This is a genomic window from Lacimicrobium alkaliphilum, assembly GCF_002591895.1.
Taxonomy (GTDB): Bacteria; Pseudomonadota; Gammaproteobacteria; order Enterobacterales; family Alteromonadaceae; genus Lacimicrobium; species Lacimicrobium alkaliphilum.
This window is the reverse complement of the sequence record NZ_NISX01000031.1, coordinates 1-16,385: the sequence shown is the minus strand read 5'-3', so window position 1 is coordinate 16,385 and position 16,385 is coordinate 1. Positions and strand designations below refer to the sequence as shown.

Annotated in this window: 12 protein-coding genes and 1 tRNA gene; all 13 read left to right on the top strand. The window is 49.0% G+C overall.

Translation table 11 applies throughout. From position 1 onward, the window contains the following. Positions 1–333: 333 nt before the first annotated feature. Positions 334–410: transfer RNA gene (locus CDA54_RS19170), tRNA-Trp, on the top strand. Between the two features lie 197 nt (positions 411–607). Then, on the top strand, positions 608–985 hold the full coding sequence (gene secE, locus CDA54_RS19165; protein ID WP_099036659.1) for a preprotein translocase subunit SecE: 378 nt from the start codon (positions 608–610) through the stop codon (positions 983–985). Position 986: 1 nt separating this feature from the next. Next, positions 987–1,523, top strand: coding sequence for a transcription termination/antitermination protein NusG (gene nusG / locus CDA54_RS19160; protein WP_099036658.1), 537 nt, complete (start codon positions 987–989; stop codon positions 1,521–1,523). A gap of 211 nt (positions 1,524–1,734) precedes the next feature. Then, complete coding sequence (rplK, locus tag CDA54_RS19155; protein ID WP_099036657.1) at positions 1,735–2,163, top strand: 50S ribosomal protein L11; 429 nt, start codon at positions 1,735–1,737, stop codon at positions 2,161–2,163. 3 nt (positions 2,164–2,166) lie between these two features. Next, positions 2,167–2,862, top strand: a complete 696-nt coding sequence (rplA, locus tag CDA54_RS19150) for a 50S ribosomal protein L1 (protein WP_099036656.1) — start codon at positions 2,167–2,169, stop codon at positions 2,860–2,862. A gap of 279 nt (positions 2,863–3,141) precedes the next feature. Next, a complete protein-coding gene (gene rplJ / locus CDA54_RS19145) occupies positions 3,142–3,660 on the top strand; it encodes a 50S ribosomal protein L10 (RefSeq protein ID WP_099036655.1) in 519 nt (172 codons plus the stop codon). Positions 3,661–3,713: 53 nt separating this feature from the next. Next, positions 3,714–4,091, top strand: a complete 378-nt coding sequence (gene rplL / locus CDA54_RS19140) for a 50S ribosomal protein L7/L12 (protein ID WP_099036654.1) — start codon at positions 3,714–3,716, stop codon at positions 4,089–4,091. Positions 4,092–4,380: 289 nt separating this feature from the next. Continuing rightward, a complete protein-coding gene (gene rpoB / locus CDA54_RS19135) occupies positions 4,381–8,409 on the top strand; it encodes a DNA-directed RNA polymerase subunit beta (protein WP_099036653.1) in 4,029 nt (1,342 codons plus the stop codon). 74 nt (positions 8,410–8,483) lie between these two features. Next, the gene (rpoC, locus tag CDA54_RS19130) at positions 8,484–12,668 is read left to right on the top strand and encodes a DNA-directed RNA polymerase subunit beta' (RefSeq protein WP_099036652.1); all 4,185 of its coding nucleotides are present in this window, start codon (positions 8,484–8,486) and stop codon (positions 12,666–12,668) included. Positions 12,669–12,908: 240 nt separating this feature from the next. Continuing rightward, complete coding sequence (gene rpsL, locus CDA54_RS19125) at positions 12,909–13,283, top strand: 30S ribosomal protein S12 (RefSeq protein ID WP_062476045.1); 375 nt, start codon at positions 12,909–12,911, stop codon at positions 13,281–13,283. Between the two features lie 78 nt (positions 13,284–13,361). Further along, a complete protein-coding gene (gene rpsG, locus CDA54_RS19120) occupies positions 13,362–13,832 on the top strand; it encodes a 30S ribosomal protein S7 (RefSeq protein WP_099036651.1) in 471 nt (156 codons plus the stop codon). 21 nt (positions 13,833–13,853) lie between these two features. Then, on the top strand, positions 13,854–15,959 hold the full coding sequence (gene fusA / locus CDA54_RS19115; RefSeq protein WP_099036650.1) for an elongation factor G: 2,106 nt from the start codon (positions 13,854–13,856) through the stop codon (positions 15,957–15,959). 66 nt (positions 15,960–16,025) lie between these two features. After that, on the top strand, positions 16,026–16,385 hold a 360-nt coding region (locus tag CDA54_RS19110; protein WP_244903110.1), incomplete at its 3' end, for a GTP-binding protein.

Below are 16,385 nucleotides of genomic sequence, written 5' to 3'. Positions count from 1 at the left end.
TTGTATCTAAAATCATCGAGTAAGTTTATCTTACAGCTATAACACAAGGCTCCATCAGGCCTGTTTGGGTACCGGAAGTGTAATCATTAGCCCGGATAGAATTGCGTAACTTGTTGTCCAGGCAAGAGGCTGAGGCACGAAACTCGCTGATTCAGCGTGCTGCCTATACCTTAGCGGTGCTGCAAGATGCCAATCTCATATCGTCACATCCCTGTTTGTTACCCAACCCTTGTATAACAGTAATCAAAGGGTATAATACCGCACCCTTCTTATGCACCAATCTCTTATTTTGAACGATAAATTTGAAATTGTTTGTATAAGAGTGGGAAAAATAGGGGTGTAGTTCCAATTGGTAGAACAGCGGTCTCCAAAACCGACGGTTGGGGGTTCGAATCCCTCCACCCCTGCCAAGAATTATGGTGTCTGAAGTTTCAGGCGCTTGCGTGCAGGAAGCAGACAGGCAGCGATGTTTAAACCTTAGGCAATCCGCTTAGGTGTCACGATAGTGACAGGTCTTATACTTCATACATTGGAAAGTATGGAGAGGGCCATTAGGATCACGCTTGGTATTGAGTGTGGTATTAAGTCCGTAGTTATAGGTAAGTTCATGAGCGTCAATACAGAAAATACATCCAATGCAATGGATTCAGTTAAGTGGGTGTTGGTTATAGGCCTGTTGGCCGCCGCCGTTGCCGGTAATCATATATATGAAGACTTTTCAGTGCTGATACGTGCTGTTTCTGTGGTTGTATTGGTTGCCATAGCAGGCTTTATTTCTGCCACCACAGATAAAGGTTCGCGTTTTATAAATTTCGCCAAAGAATCTCGCATGGAAGTACGCAAAGTCGTATGGCCTACCAGACAGGAAGCAACTCAGACGACTCTTATCGTACTGGCGGCTACAGCTATTGTAGCACTGCTTTTATGGGGCCTGGATGGTATCCTCGTGCGTTTGGTATCGCTGGTAACAGGGCTGGGAGTTTAAGATGGCTGATAAGAGATGGTACGTCGTGCAGGCCTTTTCCGGTTACGAAGGTCGCGTAAAACAGTCTTTGCAGGAGCATATCAAAATTCATGGTATGGAAGATTCCTTCGGTGAAATTCTGGTTCCTACTGAAGAAGTGGTGGAAATGCGCGCCGGTCAAAAGCGCAAAAGCGAACGTAAGTTTTTTCCTGGCTACGTGCTGGTAGAGATGGAGATGAATGAGGACTCATGGCATCTGGTAAAGAGCGTGCCGAGAGTACTTGGATTTATCGGCGGTAACGCAGACCGCCCGGCTCCGATTAGTAAGCGCGAAGCCGATGCTATACTGAACCGCCTGCAGGAATCTGTAGATAAGCCTAAACCTAAAACGTTGTTCGAACCAGGCGAAGTGGTTCGTGTAACTGATGGACCTTTTGCCGATTTTAACGGTGTTGTGGAAGAAGTAGATTACGAGAAGAGTCGCCTGAAAGTCTCAGTGCTGATTTTCGGTCGCTCCACCCCTGTTGACCTGGACTTTGGCCAGGTAGAAAAGGGCTAATGCCGACATAACTTTTTATGCGCTAAGACCATCCCGCTGCTCTGATTGAGCAAAGGCGAAGTAGAAATTGCTGTTAAAGTCAAATTACGGGCTTGAACACTGGTGTAGATTAAAATATAATCCGCACCCTTTTTAAACACGGGGAGCCGTTTGAGTAAGCATCCTCTAATGCTTACAAGGCGCTACACCCACATCAGAGGTTACTGAAAAGATGGCTAAGAAAGTAAAAGGCTTGATTAAGCTTCAGGTCGCCGCAGGGGCTGCCAACCCTAGTCCGCCAGTTGGTCCGGCATTGGGTCAGCATGGTGTAAATATCATGGAGTTCTGTAAAGCATTTAATGCCAAGACAGAAAGTCTGGATAAAGGCGCACCGGTACCTGTTGTTATTACCGTATACGAAGACAGATCCTTCACTTTTGAGACAAAGACTCCACCTGCATCATATTTGCTGAAAAAAGCAGCAGGTCTTAAGAGTGGTTCTGCACGCCCTAATACCGACAAGGTAGGCAAAGTAACTCGTGCACAGTTGGAAGAAATTGCCAACATTAAAGAACCTGATCTTACTGCAGCCGATTTGGACGCCGCGGTAAATACCATCGCGGGTTCTGCGCGCAGTATGGGCTTGGTAGTAGAGGACTGATAAATGGCTAAATTAACCAAACGTATGCGCGCTATCCAGGAAAAAGTGGATGCGACTAAAGAATATGAAATCAATGAGGCCGTGGCTTTATTGAAGGAACTTGCCATTAGCAAGTTTGTTGAAAGTGTAGACGTTGCCGTCAACCTCGGCGTTGACCCACGTAAATCTGATCAGAACGTTCGTGGCGCTACAGTACTGCCTCACGGAACGGGTAAAGATGTTCGTGTAGCGGTATTCACTCAGGGTGCCAATGCAGATGCAGCCAAAGAAGCGGGTGCTGATATCGTAGGTATGGAAGATCTTGCAGAGCAAGTCAAAAAAGGTGAGATGCCATTTGATGTTGTTATTGCATCCCCGGACGCCATGCGCGTGGTGGGTACACTGGGTCAGATTCTCGGTCCCCGTGGTCTGATGCCTAACCCAAAAACTGGCACAGTAACACCAGACGTTGTAACTGCAGTGAAAAATGCCAAGGCTGGTCAGGTGCGTTATCGCAACGATAAGAATGGTATTATTCACGCCAGTATCGGCAAAGTGAGCTTCGAGCCACAACAGATTAAAGAGAACCTGGAATCACTGTTGGATGCCCTTAAAAAGGCCAAGCCATCAACTTCTAAAGGTTCGTTTGTGAAGAAAGTCAGTCTTAGCACAACAATGGGTGCAGGTCTGACTGTAGACCAGGCCAGTTTGGCCGGCTAGTTCGACACAAACCGTCGGGATTCCGGTTCCGACCTCTCTTAAGAATATGGGTTGGAGCTTCATTGGGAAGCTCCCGTCCAAGACCGCAGGCGCATTCTGTGCAGATGAACTAAGAGAGCATCTGCAACTAACATGAATGCTTAATCTATCAGCCTGCGCAGACGGTGATCTGACTCAGACTCTCTGGGAATAAGAACACCGTAGAGCGGTAAGGCATCGGGCCTTATCAATCTATAAACTCTGAGAAGGCAACTTCTCAGTAACTAAGAGGTGAACTCAGTGGCACTAGGTTTAGCAGCAAAAAAAGAGATCGTCGCTGAAGTCAGCGATGTAGCCTCTCGCGCTCTATCCGTCGCCGTCGCTGAATACCGCGGAATGGAAGTGGCCGATTTGACGCAACTGCGTGTCAAGGCTCGTGAACAAGGTGTTTATCTGAAGGTAATTCGGAACACCCTTGCAAAGCGTGCCCTGTCAGACAGTAAGTTTGCAGATTTAGACGGCGTTTTAACCGGACCTTTAATTTACGGCTTTTCTCTGGATGCACCTGGTGGTGCAGCACGTCTTTTTAAAGACTACTCCAAAGACAGCAAGAACTTAAAAGTCACGGCACTTTCTATCGGTAGTGGTTTACTGGGTCCGGATAAACTGGATGCAGTGGCGTCACTACCAACCCGCGACGAAGCTCTGGCAAAACTACTTGCTACCTTCAAAGCACCGGTTGGCAAATTCGTTCAGACAATCAACGAAGTGCCTTCCAAGTTTGTGCGCGTATTGGCGGCAGTCAAAGACACCAAGTAATTGGTGTGTTTGGTTATTTGAATTTTTAACATTAAACCCAGGAGTTTAGAGAAATGGCTCTAACTAAAGACGATATTTTACAAGCAATCGCTGAAATGCCAGTGATGGAATTGGTTGAACTGATCGAAGCCGCTGAAGAAAAATTCGGTGTTTCTGCACAGGCTGCTGTAGCTGTTGCCGCTGGTCCAGCTGGTGGTGGCGAAGCTGCTGCAGAAGAGCAAACTGAATTTGACGTAGTACTGACTGAAATCGGTGGAAACAAGGTTTCTGTGATTAAAGCGGTACGTGCTGCTACCGGTCTTGGCCTGAAAGAAGCTAAGGACGCTGTAGAAGCTGCTCCTAAAGCGATCAAAGAAGGCGTAAGCAAAGAAGACGCTGAAGCACTGAAGAAAGATCTTGAAGAAGCTGGTGCTAAAGTTGAGATCAAATAGTCTGTCTTTTGACGGATTATTTGCCTGATATCAGGCAAAGGCTGGTGATCATTTGATCACCAGCCTTTTTGCGCTGTAGGATAGTGTACTTACACCGTTTGTTACTTATCCGTAAAAAGCGCACAGGAAAACTCTATTTGATAGAAACTTAGTTGTCAGCAAGCAGGGCAAGCTAAGGCGTAAGATAGAAAGCTCCTTAAAAACGGTGCTGGAAGTTTGTCTATTGCTCATCATTGTATGAGTGCAGTAAAAGGCAAGTTGGGTCAAAAATCAGCAGGCTGAGGAACCCATGGTTTACTCTTATAGCGAAAAGAAACGTATTCGTAAGAATTTTGGCAAACGCCCACAGGTATTGGAAATACCGTATCTTCTTTCAATCCAGCTAGACTCTTTTAAGAAATTCATCGAGATTGATGCAGCGGGCCAGTATGGTCTGGAAGCAGCTTTTAGTTCGGTGTTTCCTATTAAAAGCTATTCAGGTAACTCTGAATTACAGTATGTGAGCTATCGACTGGGTGAACCGGTGTTTGACGTCAAAGAATGTCAAATCCGCGGTGTCACCTTCTCTGCTCCACTGCGGGTGAAGTTGCGTCTGGTGCTGTTTGATAAAGAAGCTGCGCCGGGCACAGTAAAAGATATTAAAGAGCAGGAAGTGTACATGGGCGAAATTCCGCTCATGACAGAGAATGGTACCTTTGTTATTAATGGTACCGAGCGAGTTATCGTTTCTCAGTTGCATCGCTCTCCAGGCGTGTTTTTTGACCACGACAAAGGCAAAACCCACTCTTCCGGTAAAGTATTGTATAACGCCAGGGTAATCCCCTACCGTGGCTCCTGGTTGGATTTCGAATTTGATCCTAAGGACAATTTATTTGTTCGTATCGATCGCCGTCGTAAATTACCGGCCTCCATTATTCTTCGTGCTCTGGAAATGACCACTGAAGAAATTCTGGATTTGTTCTTCGACAAGAACCAGGTACGTATTACCGACGAAAAAGTCATGATGGATATCGTGCCTGATCGTTTGCGTGGTGAAACAGCACAGTTCGATATACTGGATAAAGAAGGCACAGTTCTGGTAGAAGCGGGTCGTCGTATATCTGCCCGTCATACCCGTCAGCTTGAGAAAGCGGATATTAAAGAACTGGAAATTCCACCTGAATATTTGGTTGGCAAAGTTGTTGCCCGCACCTATGTGGACGAGTCCACCGGTGAAGTGGTTGCTAATGCTAATGATGAATTCACTCTCGAAACACTGCTGGCTCTGAAAAAGGCCGGGTATACCAGTTTCGAGACACTGTACATCAATGAGCTGGATCACGGTGCTTATATGTCTGAGACATTGCGCATCGATTCCACTACCAATAAGCTGGAAGCGCTGGTCGAAATATATCGCATGATGCGCCCCGGTGAGCCGCCAACGAAAGATGCTGCTGAAACATTGTTTGACAACCTGTTCTTCTCTGATGACAGGTACGATCTGTCATCAGTAGGGCGAATGAAGTTCAACCGCAGACTCGGTCGTGATGAACTGACAGGCGAAGGCACTTTGTCTAAAGAGGACATCGTCGCGGTGATGAAGCAGTTGATTGCTATCCGTGATGGTAAAGACGATGTGGATGATATCGATCACCTCGGTAACCGTCGGATCCGCTCTGTGGGTGAAATGGCAGAGAATCAGTTCCGTGTAGGTCTGGTACGTGTTGAGCGCGCCGTTAAGGAACGTTTAAGTCTGGGCGATCTGGACAATATCATGCCGCAGGATCTGATCAACGCCAAACCGATCTCTGCAGCGGTCAAGGAGTTCTTTGGTTCCAGTCAGCTGTCTCAGTTTATGGACCAGAACAATCCATTGTCAGAAGTGACACACAAACGTCGTATCTCAGCACTGGGCCCGGGTGGTCTGACCCGCGAACGTGCAGGTTTTGAGGTACGTGACGTGCACGTCACTCACTATGGTCGTGTTTGTCCAATTGAAACACCGGAAGGTCCGAACATCGGCCTGATCAACTCGCTGGCAACCTATGCCAGAACGAATGATTTCGGTTTTCTCGAGACCCCCTACCGACGTATTGTTGATGGCGTCGTGACTGATGAAATAGACTACTTATCAGCTATTGAAGAAGGTCAGTACGCTATTGCTCAGGCAAACGCAGTGTTGGATGAAGAAAGTCATCTGGCCGATGATCTGGTTTCATGTCGCCACCGCGGTGAGTTTACGCTCAAGCCCCGTGAAGAAGTGGAATATATGGACGTTTCCCCGCAGCAGATTGTATCTGTTGCCGCCAGCATTATTCCATTCCTGGAGCATGACGATGCAAACCGGGCCCTGATGGGTTCGAACATGCAACGTCAGGCTGTGCCAACACTTCGCGCTGAAAAACCGTTGGTTGGAACCGGTATGGAGAAAACCATTGCTGTTGACTCCGGTGTTACCGTTGTCGCTAAGCGTGGTGGTGTAGTGGACTACGTCGATGCCAGCCGTATTGTTATCAAGGTTAATGAAGAAGAAACCTTTGCTGGCGAAGCCGGAATCGATATCTACAACCTGACTAAGTACACACGTTCCAACCAGAATACCTGTATCAATCAGAAGCCCAACTGTAACGTAGGTGAACCGATTGTCGCAGGGGATGTACTGGCAGATGGCCCGTCTACTGATATGGGTGATTTGGCCCTGGGTCAGAATATGCGTGTTGCCTTTATGCCCTGGAATGGCTTCAACTTTGAGGATTCCATCCTTATTTCCGAGCGTGTAGCGGAAGAGGACAGGCTGACCACGATACATATTCAGGAACTGAATTGTATTGCCCGTGATACTAAACTGGGTCCGGAAGAGATTACCTGTGATATCCCCAATGTAGGTGAGTCTGCACTGGGTAAACTGGATGAGTCCGGCGTGGTATATATCGGTGCCGAAGTCAAAGGTGGTGATATTCTGGCTGGTAAAGTGACGCCTAAGGGTGAAACACAGCTGACCCCGGAAGAGAAGTTGCTGCGTGCTATTTTCGGTGAGAAGGCCTCTGATGTTAAGGATACCTCTCTGCGCGTACCTAACAGTGTGCATGGAACGGTAATAGACGTTCAGGTGTTTACCCGCGACGGTGTCGAGAAAGACAAACGTGCGCTGGAAATTGAAGATATGCAGTTACGCCAGGTGAAAAAGGACCTATCTGATGAGTTCAATATTCTGGCTGACGGTACTTTCTTCCGCGCCCGCAATCTGCTGCTGAACAACGGTATCAAGGAAGAGAAGCTGGAGAGCCTGCCACGGGAAAAATGGTTCGACATCAGTCTTAAAGACGAAGATGCTCAGAATGACCTGGAGCAGATAGCCGAGCAGTATGGTGAGATCAAAGAGGATTTCGACAAGAAATTCGAAATGAAGCGCCGCAAGATTACTCAGGGTGATGATTTGGCCCCGGGTGTGCTTAAGATTATAAAGGTCTATCTGGCGGTGAAACGTCATATCCAGCCTGGTGATAAGATGGCTGGTCGTCACGGTAACAAAGGTGTTATTTCTACCATTGTACCTGTAGAAGACATGCCGTATGACGAACATGGTCAGCCGGTCGATATCGTGCTAAATCCACTGGGTGTACCTTCGCGGATGAACATTGGTCAGGTGCTGGAAATGCATCTGGGCATGGCCGCTCATGGTATCGGTGCAAAGATTGACCGTATGCTTAAGGAGCAGCAGGATAAAGCCAAACTGCGCGGCTTTATCAAAGAGGTTTATGACCTCGGTGAAGCTCACGAAAAGGTGGATATTGACGGTTTCACTGATGACGAAGTGGCACGTCTGGCCGGTAATCTGCGTAAAGGCTTACCTATAGCGACGCCGGTATTCGATGGCGCCACAGAAGCGGAAATCAAGCAAATGCTGGCATTGGCTGATATTCCTGAAGATGGTCAGATAGTATTGCATGATGGCCGTACTGGTCGCCCGTTCGAGCGTAAAGTTACGGTGGGTTACATGTACATGCTGAAACTTAACCATTTGGTCGATGACAAGATGCACGCCCGTTCTACAGGCTCTTATAGTCTGGTGACGCAGCAGCCTCTTGGCGGTAAGGCACAATTCGGTGGCCAGCGCTTCGGTGAGATGGAAGTGTGGGCACTGGAAGCCTACGGCGCAGCCTATACCTTGCAGGAAATGCTGACGGTCAAGTCGGACGATGTTAATGGTCGTACCAAAATGTATAAAAACATTGTTGATGGTGACTATCGTATGGAACCTGGCATGCCGGAATCTTTCAACGTATTGCTGAAAGAAATCCGTTCGTTGGGTATCAACATCGAACTGGAAGAAAACTAGGCCACTGACGATTCTCAGGGCATGTTGGGAGCCTACGGGCTCCCATAGGTTAATGACTCCGCAGGGAGAAAATCGTGAAAGACTTATTAAAGTTTTTGAAGCAGCAAAATAAGACCGAAGAATTCGATAATATTCGGATTGGTCTGGCTTCTCCGGATATGATCCGATCGTGGTCATATGGTGAAGTTAAAAAACCCGAAACCATCAACTACCGCACCTTTAAACCAGAGCGTGAAGGTCTGTTTTGTGCGCGTATTTTTGGTCCGGTAAAAGATTATGAGTGCTTGTGCGGTAAGTATAAGCGACTCAAACATCGTGGTGTAATCTGCGAGAAGTGCGGCGTTGAAGTGACACTGACCAAGGTGCGTCGTGAACGCATGGGTCACATAGAGTTGGCAAGTCCTGTTGCGCATATCTGGTTTCTTAAGTCACTGCCATCCCGCATCGGTTTGATGTTGGATATGACACTGCGTGATATCGAACGGGTACTGTACTTCGAATCTTACGTGGTGACAGAGCCGGGTATGACAACTCTTGAACGGTCTCAATTGCTGACGGAAGAAGAGTATCTTGATGCTCTGGAAGAGCATGGTGATGAGTTTGACGCCAAGATGGGCGCCGAAGCCGTGTTCGATCTGTTGAAGGTGTTGGATGTCGACGCCGATGTGATCGCAATGCGTGAAGAATTACCCTCGATTAATTCCGAGACGAAGCGTAAGAAGATTTCCAAGCGACTCAAGTTGCTGGAGTCATTCCAGCAATCGGGTAACCGTCCTGAGTGGATGATCCTGACTGTATTACCTGTGTTACCACCTGATTTACGTCCTCTGGTTCCACTCGACGGTGGTCGCTTTGCGACATCAGATCTGAATGATTTGTATCGCCGGGTTATTAACCGGAACAACCGTCTTAAGCGCCTGCTGGATCTGGCTGCGCCGGATATCATCGTGCGCAACGAAAAGCGGATGTTGCAGGAAGCCGTAGATGCGTTGCTGGACAACGGTCGTCGTGGTCGCGCAATCACCGGTTCTAACAAGCGTCCGCTGAAATCACTTGCTGACATGATCAAAGGTAAGCAGGGTCGCTTCCGTCAGAACCTGCTGGGTAAACGTGTTGACTACTCAGGTCGTTCCGTTATCACTGTGGGGCCGACTCTTCGCCTGCACCAGTGTGGTCTGCCGAAGAAAATGGCCCTTGAGCTGTTCAAACCCTTTATCTATGGCAAGCTGGAAGGTCGCGGTCTGGCGACAACCATTAAAGCAGCCAAGAAGATGGTGGAGCGTGAAGCGCCGGAAGTCTGGGATGTACTGGACGAAGTTATCCGCGAACACCCGGTTCTGCTTAACCGTGCACCAACACTGCATAGATTGGGTATCCAGGCATTTGAACCTGTGCTGATCGAAGGTAAAGCCATCCAGCTGCATCCGCTGGTGTGTGCGGCCTATAATGCTGACTTCGACGGTGACCAGATGGCAGTGCATTTGCCGTTGACGCTCGAAGCACAGCTTGAATCCCGTGCGCTGATGATGTCGACCAATAATATTCTGTCTCCGGCCAACGGCGAACCTATTATTGTGCCTTCGCAGGATGTGGTGCTGGGTCTTTACTATATGACTCGTGACCGCGTGAATGGCAAAGGCGAAGGCATGGTGTTTAAAAACCCCCATGAAGCCGAAAAAGCCTATCGTACAGATATTGCAGAATTGCATGCGCGCGTCAAAGTACGTATCCGTGAAGTAGAAGTGGATGAACAGGGTAATAAAACCGAGAAACATTCGCTGATCGACACTACGGTAGGCAGGGCGATTTTATCACTGGTATTACCGGAAGGCCTGCCCTTTGAACTGATTAATCAGCCCATGGGTAAGAAGCAGATTTCCAGGTTGCTGAACGTTTGTTACCGTACTCTGGGTCTGAAAGACACCGTTATCGCCGGCGACCAGATCATGTATACCGGTTTCCACTACGCCATGATCGCCGGGGTATCTATCTGTCTTAACGACATGGTGATCCCTGAAGAGAAGGCTGAAATTATCGGTGAAGCCGGTGCTGAAGTGGCGGAGATCCAGGAGCAGTTCCAGTCAGGTCTGGTTACTGCCGGTGAAAGATACAACAAGGTAATCGATATCTGGTCTGCGGCCAATGAGCGTGTTGCCAAGGCGATGATGAGTAACTTGTCGAAGGAAGACGTGGTTAACCGCGATGGTGAAACCGAAGAGCAAAACTCCTTCAACTCTGTGTATATGATGGCCGATTCCGGCGCCCGGGGTAGCCCGGCGCAGATTCGTCAGTTGGCTGGTATGCGTGGTCTGATGGCTAAGCCCGATGGCTCCATCATTGAAACCCCGATTACCGCTAACTTCCGTGAAGGTCTTAACGTACTCCAGTACTTTATCTCTACTCACGGTGCCCGTAAGGGACTGGCGGATACCGCTCTGAAGACAGCAAACTCAGGTTACCTGACCCGTCGACTAGTGGATGTGGCACAGGATCTGGTTATTACTAATGACGATTGCGGCACCTTCGAAGGGGTGAAAATGACACCGCTGATCGAAGGTGGTGACGTTGTTGAACCGTTGCGTGAGCGTGTTTTGGGCCGTACGGTTGCCGAGGACGTGTACACCCCGGGTACAGAAGAAGTACTGGTTGAGCGTAATGTTATCCTGGATGAAGCCCTGGTTGACCTGCTCGAAGCACATTCTGTAGATCAGGTTATGGTGCGTTCAGTTATTACCTGTGAAAATGACTTTGGCGTATGTGCCAAGTGTTATGGCCGTGATCTGGCACGTGGTCATCAGGTAGGTATCGGTGAGTCTGTCGGTGTTATTGCTGCTCAGTCCATCGGTGAGCCGGGTACCCAGTTAACCATGCGTACATTCCACATTGGTGGTGCGGCTTCCAGAGCTTCAGCGGAAAACAGTGTGCAGGTGAAAACTGATGGTCGCCTGAAACTGCATAACGCCAAGTTTGTACGTAATACCGAAGATAAAGTGGTGATCACTTCACGTTCCACCGAAATCACTATTATTGATGATCAGGGCCGTGAGAAAGAGCGCTATAAAGTGCCTTATGGTGCTACTTTGTCAGTAGATGACAGCGCTAAGGTTGGTGCCGGTGATGTCGTGGCGAACTGGGATCCCCATTCCCACCCCATCATTGTTGAGCGTGACGCCAAAATCAGCTTTGCTGACGTTGACGACAGCAACACAGAGATGCAGCAGGATGAGTTAACAGGCCTGACCCGTATTGTGGTTAAGGACCTGACCAAGGCCAACGCTAAAGAGCCGAAGCTGATTCTGGAATCAGAAGAGCATGGCTTGCAGGAAATTCGGCTGCCCAGCTTTACCACTATTGAAGCCGCTGACGGAAAAGTGGCCAAAACCGGTGATGTACTGGCGCGTATTCCTCAGGAAAGCTCGAAGACCCGGGATATCACAGGTGGTCTGCCAAGGGTTGCTGACTTGTTCGAGGCGCGTAAGCCCAAAGAGCCGGCTATTCTGGCTGAAGTTTCCGGTACCATCAGTTTTGGTAAGGAAACCAAAGGCAAGCGTCGTTTGATCATCACGCCTGAACAGGGTGAATCCTACGAGGAAATGATTCCTAAGTGGCGTCAGCTGAATGTATTTGAAGGTGAAAAGGTCGAGAAAGGTGAAGTCATCTCCGACGGCCCTGAGTCACCTCATGACATTCTGCGTCTGCGTGGAATCAGCGCGGTGTCCAACTATATCGTCAACGAAGTGCAGGACGTCTATCGCCTGCAGGGTGTAAAAATCAACGATAAGCACATTGAGGTGGTGATCCGCCAGATGTTGCGTAAATGTCTGATTATGAATCCGGGCGACAGTCAGTTTCTTGAAGGTGAACAGATTGAACTGGCGGCGGTTAAGATTGAAAACCGCAGGCTGGAAAAACAGGGCAAGATCCCGGCACAGTATGAAATACAGTTGCTGGGTATTACCAAAGCCTCGTTGTCTACCGAGTCGTTTATCTCTGCGGCCTCCTTCCAGGAGACGACCAGAGTACTCACCGAGTCTGCAGTGCAGGGTAAGAAAGATGACCTGCGTGGACTCAAAGAGAACGTTATCGTTGGTCGTCTGATCCCTGCGGGTACCGGCTTTGCTTATCATGAGCAACGTCAGCGTCGCAAGATGGCCGCCGAAGTGATCGAAGATCCATCGGTTTCCGCTGCAGAGGCAGAACAGGCATTATCTGATGCCCTGAATGCCGAAACCGGCAGCGGCAATGATGCCGAGAGCTAATATGCAAAAATAGTCGGGCCTCTGGCCCGGCGTCAGGCTGTAAAGTCTTTAACAGGCCCGCAAACCGGCCTTTGGCTTGACAGCTCAATCTTTGCTCTATAGAATTCCGCGACCCTGTTTCAGGGTTGCGGTTTTTATCATTTTTTTACCGTCGAATCATGCCTTGTAAAGGCGCAGTTCGGGTTAAAAAATGGGTTTAATACGATTTAATCAGTAGTTATTTTTATCAGGAGCTAGTTAATGGCAACAGTTAACCAGTTAGTGCGCAAGCCACGCCAGAAGGTCGTTGAAAAAAGCAACGTCCCTGCGCTTCAGGCTTGTCCACAACGACGTGGAGTATGTACCCGTGTATATACAACCACACCAAAGAAGCCGAACTCCGCACTGCGTAAAGTGTGTCGTGTTCGCCTGACCAACGGTTTCGAGGTCAGTTCATACATCGGCGGTGAAGGTCACAATCTGCAAGAGCACAGTGTTGTGCTGATTCGCGGTGGTCGTGTTAAAGACCTGCCTGGTGTTCGTTATCATACCGTTCGCGGAACACTCGACTGTGCCGGCGTAAGCGCCCGTAAACAAGGTCGTTCCAAGTACGGCGCGAAAAGGCCCAAGTCTTAACGGTTCTCCGTTTAGTAAGGCCAAACTGACATAAATACAGAGTTTTGGGATACCCCTGAATTCAACGGAGAATAGAAGATGCCTAGAAGAAGAGTCGTAGGTCAGAGAAAGATCCTACCCGATCCTAAGTTCGGATCACTATTACTAGCCAAGTTCATGAATGTCGTCATGTTAGACGGCAAAAAATCAACTGCTGAAAAAATCGTATATGGCGCACTGGAGATCGTTGCTGGCAAAACCAGCAAAGATCACCTGGACGTGTTTGAAGACGCACTGGATAACATCCGTCCGTCTGTGGAAGTTAAATCCCGCCGTGTGGGTGGTTCAACCTATCAGGTGCCTGTAGAGGTTCGTCCTGTTCGTCGTAATGCCCTGGGCATGCGTTGGTTGGTTGAAGCTGCCCGTAAGCGTGGCGAAAAATCAATGGCTCAGCGCCTGGCTGCCGAGATGCTTGATGCATCAGAGAACAAGGGTTCTGCGGTTAAGAAACGTGAAGACGTGCACCGCATGGCAGAAGCGAACAAAGCCTTCGCTCACTACCGCTGGTAAACTGGATCTAAAGAGGCAATTATGGCTCGTAAAACCCCTATTGAGCGCTATCGTAATATCGGTATCTGTGCTCACGTGGACGCGGGTAAAACCACGACCACTGAGAGGGTGCTGTTCTATACGGGTTTGTCACATAAAATCGGTGAAGTCCATGATGGCGCAGCCACCATGGACTGGATGGAACAGGAACAAGAGCGGGGTATTACCATTACCTCTGCTGCGACCACCTGTTTCTGGGCCGGTATGACCCAACAGTTTGATCAACACCGCATCAATATCATCGATACCCCTGGACACGTAGACTTTACTATTGAAGTTGAACGCTCTCTGCGGGTGCTGGATGGTGCGGTAGTGGTTTTCTGTGGTTCATCTGGCGTGGAGCCGCAGTCTGAGACTGTATGGAGACAGGCCGACAAGTACCATGTACCACGTATGGTATTTGTCAACAAAATGGACAGAGCCGGTGCCGATTTCGAGCGGGTCATTAAACAGATCCGTACCCGACTCGGCGCTACTTGCATACCGATTCAACTGAACATTGGTGCAGAGGAACACTTCGACGGAGTGATTGATCTGGTCAAAATGAAAGCCATTAACTGGAATCAGGCTGATCAGGGAATGACCTTCACCTACGAAGAAATTCCAGCCGAGTTACAGGACAAAGCTGAGCAATATCGCAGCGAATTGGTTGAAGCGGCAGCGGAAGCTTCTGAAGATTTGATGGAAAAGTATCTTGAAGGTACTGAGTTGACCGAGGACGAGATCAAACAGGGGTTGCGTACTCGCACACTGAAGAATGAGATCGTACTCGCTACTTGTGGTTCAGCCTTTAAGAATAAAGGGGTTCAGGCGGTCCTGGATGCGGTAGTGGAATACCTGCCCGCACCAACAGATGTGCTCGCAATTAAAGGGCACCTCGACGATGCGGATGAGACCCTTGATGAGCGTCATGCCGATGATAAGGAACCCTTCTCGGCGTTGGCATTTAAGGTTGCTACCGATCCCTTTGTAGGTACGCTGACGTTTTTCCGTTGTTACTCTGGTGTGGTACAGACCGGTGACACGGTATATAACTCGGTGAAATCTAAACGCGAACGGTTCGGGCGTATTGTGCAGATGCATGCCAATAGCCGTGAAGAGCTCAAATCTGTGTGTGCCGGTGACATCGCTGCCGCTGTTGGGCTGAAGGATGTGACCACCGGGGATACCCTGTGTGATCCTAATCACGTGATTATCCTTGAGCGCATGGAATTTCCCGATCCGGTAATTTCAATCGCAGTCGAACCGCGGTCCAAGGCCGATCAGGAAAAGATGGGTATCGCACTGGGTAAACTGGCTGCTGAAGATCCCTCTTTCCGGGTGAAGACAGATGAAGAATCCGGACAGACGATTATCTCAGGGATGGGTGAGTTGCATCTGGACATCATCGTCGATCGTATGAGACGGGAATTTAAAGTGGAATGTAATGTGGGTAAACCTCAGGTTGCATACCGCGAAACTATTCGTAAAACCGTTGAAGTGGAGGGTAAATTCGTACGTCAGTCCGGAGGCCGTGGTCAATATGGCCATGTGTGGCTGAAATTAGAGCCACAGGAAGAGAGTGCTGGCTACGAGTTTGTCAACAAGATCGTCGGTGGAACGATTCCCCGAGAGTTTATCCCTGCTGTGGATAAAGGGATCCAGGAACAGATGCAAAACGGTGTTATTGCTGGCTACCCTGTTCTTGATGTGAAAGTGACGTTATTTGACGGCTCTTTTCACGATGTTGACTCTTCTGAAATGGCGTTTAAGATCGCAGGTTCGATGGGCTTCAAGAAAGGGGCCGCGGAAGCGAAACCTGTGTTGCTCGAACCGACCATGAAAGTAGAAGTCACCACTCCTGAGGAGTGGATGGGTGATGTTGTGGGTGACCTCAACCGTCGCCGGGGCATAATCGAAGGTATGGAAGACGGTGTAGCCGGTATCAAGATAGTGCGTGCTAAGGTACCATTATCAGAGATGTTTGGATATGCCACCGACCTGCGCAGTGCTACCCAGGGGCGAGCATCATACTCAATGGAATTCTTTAATTACGCCGAAGCACCAAGTAATGTTGCTAACGCGATTATTGAAGCTAGAAAATCTTAATGAAGGTCTGGTCCGGTAATCTGCTTTTCGCAGGGGGCCGGACTTTTAACTTAGGAAATTAGTAAAATGGCAAAAGAAAAGTTTGAACGTACGAAACCGCATTTAAACGTAGGCACAATCGGCCACGTTGACCACGGTAAAACGACACTGACAGCGGCAATCACCACTGTACTGGCAAAGACCTACGGCGGAAGCGCGCGCGCATTCGACATGATCGATAATGCGCCGGAAGAGAAAGCACGAGGTATCACCATTGCGACGTCGCACGTAGAGTATGACACGCCAGCGCGTCACTACGCGCACGTAGACTGCCCCGGACACGCTGATTATGTAAAAAACATGATTACGGGTGCGGCACAGATGGACGGTGCGATTCTGGTAGTAGCAGCGACTGATGGCCCGATGCCACAGACGCGTGAGCACATC

What these genes read in the sequence shown, in the direction of transcription:
- rpsG (WP_099036651.1), top strand. Translation starts at nt 13,362, where the DNA reads ATGCCTAGAAGAAGAGTCGTAGGTCAGAGAAAGATCCTACCCGATCCT.
- rplA (WP_099036656.1), top strand. Translation starts at nt 2,167, where the DNA reads ATGGCTAAATTAACCAAACGTATGCGCGCTATCCAGGAAAAAGTGGAT.
- fusA (WP_099036650.1), top strand. Translation starts at nt 13,854, where the DNA reads ATGGCTCGTAAAACCCCTATTGAGCGCTATCGTAATATCGGTATCTGT.
- rplK (WP_099036657.1), top strand. Translation starts at nt 1,735, where the DNA reads ATGGCTAAGAAAGTAAAAGGCTTGATTAAGCTTCAGGTCGCCGCAGGG.
- rpoB (WP_099036653.1), top strand. Translation starts at nt 4,381, where the DNA reads ATGGTTTACTCTTATAGCGAAAAGAAACGTATTCGTAAGAATTTTGGC.
- rpsL (WP_062476045.1), top strand. Translation starts at nt 12,909, where the DNA reads ATGGCAACAGTTAACCAGTTAGTGCGCAAGCCACGCCAGAAGGTCGTT.
- nusG (WP_099036658.1), top strand. Translation starts at nt 987, where the DNA reads ATGGCTGATAAGAGATGGTACGTCGTGCAGGCCTTTTCCGGTTACGAA.
- rplL (WP_099036654.1), top strand. Translation starts at nt 3,714, where the DNA reads ATGGCTCTAACTAAAGACGATATTTTACAAGCAATCGCTGAAATGCCA.
- secE (WP_099036659.1), top strand. Translation starts at nt 608, where the DNA reads ATGAGCGTCAATACAGAAAATACATCCAATGCAATGGATTCAGTTAAG.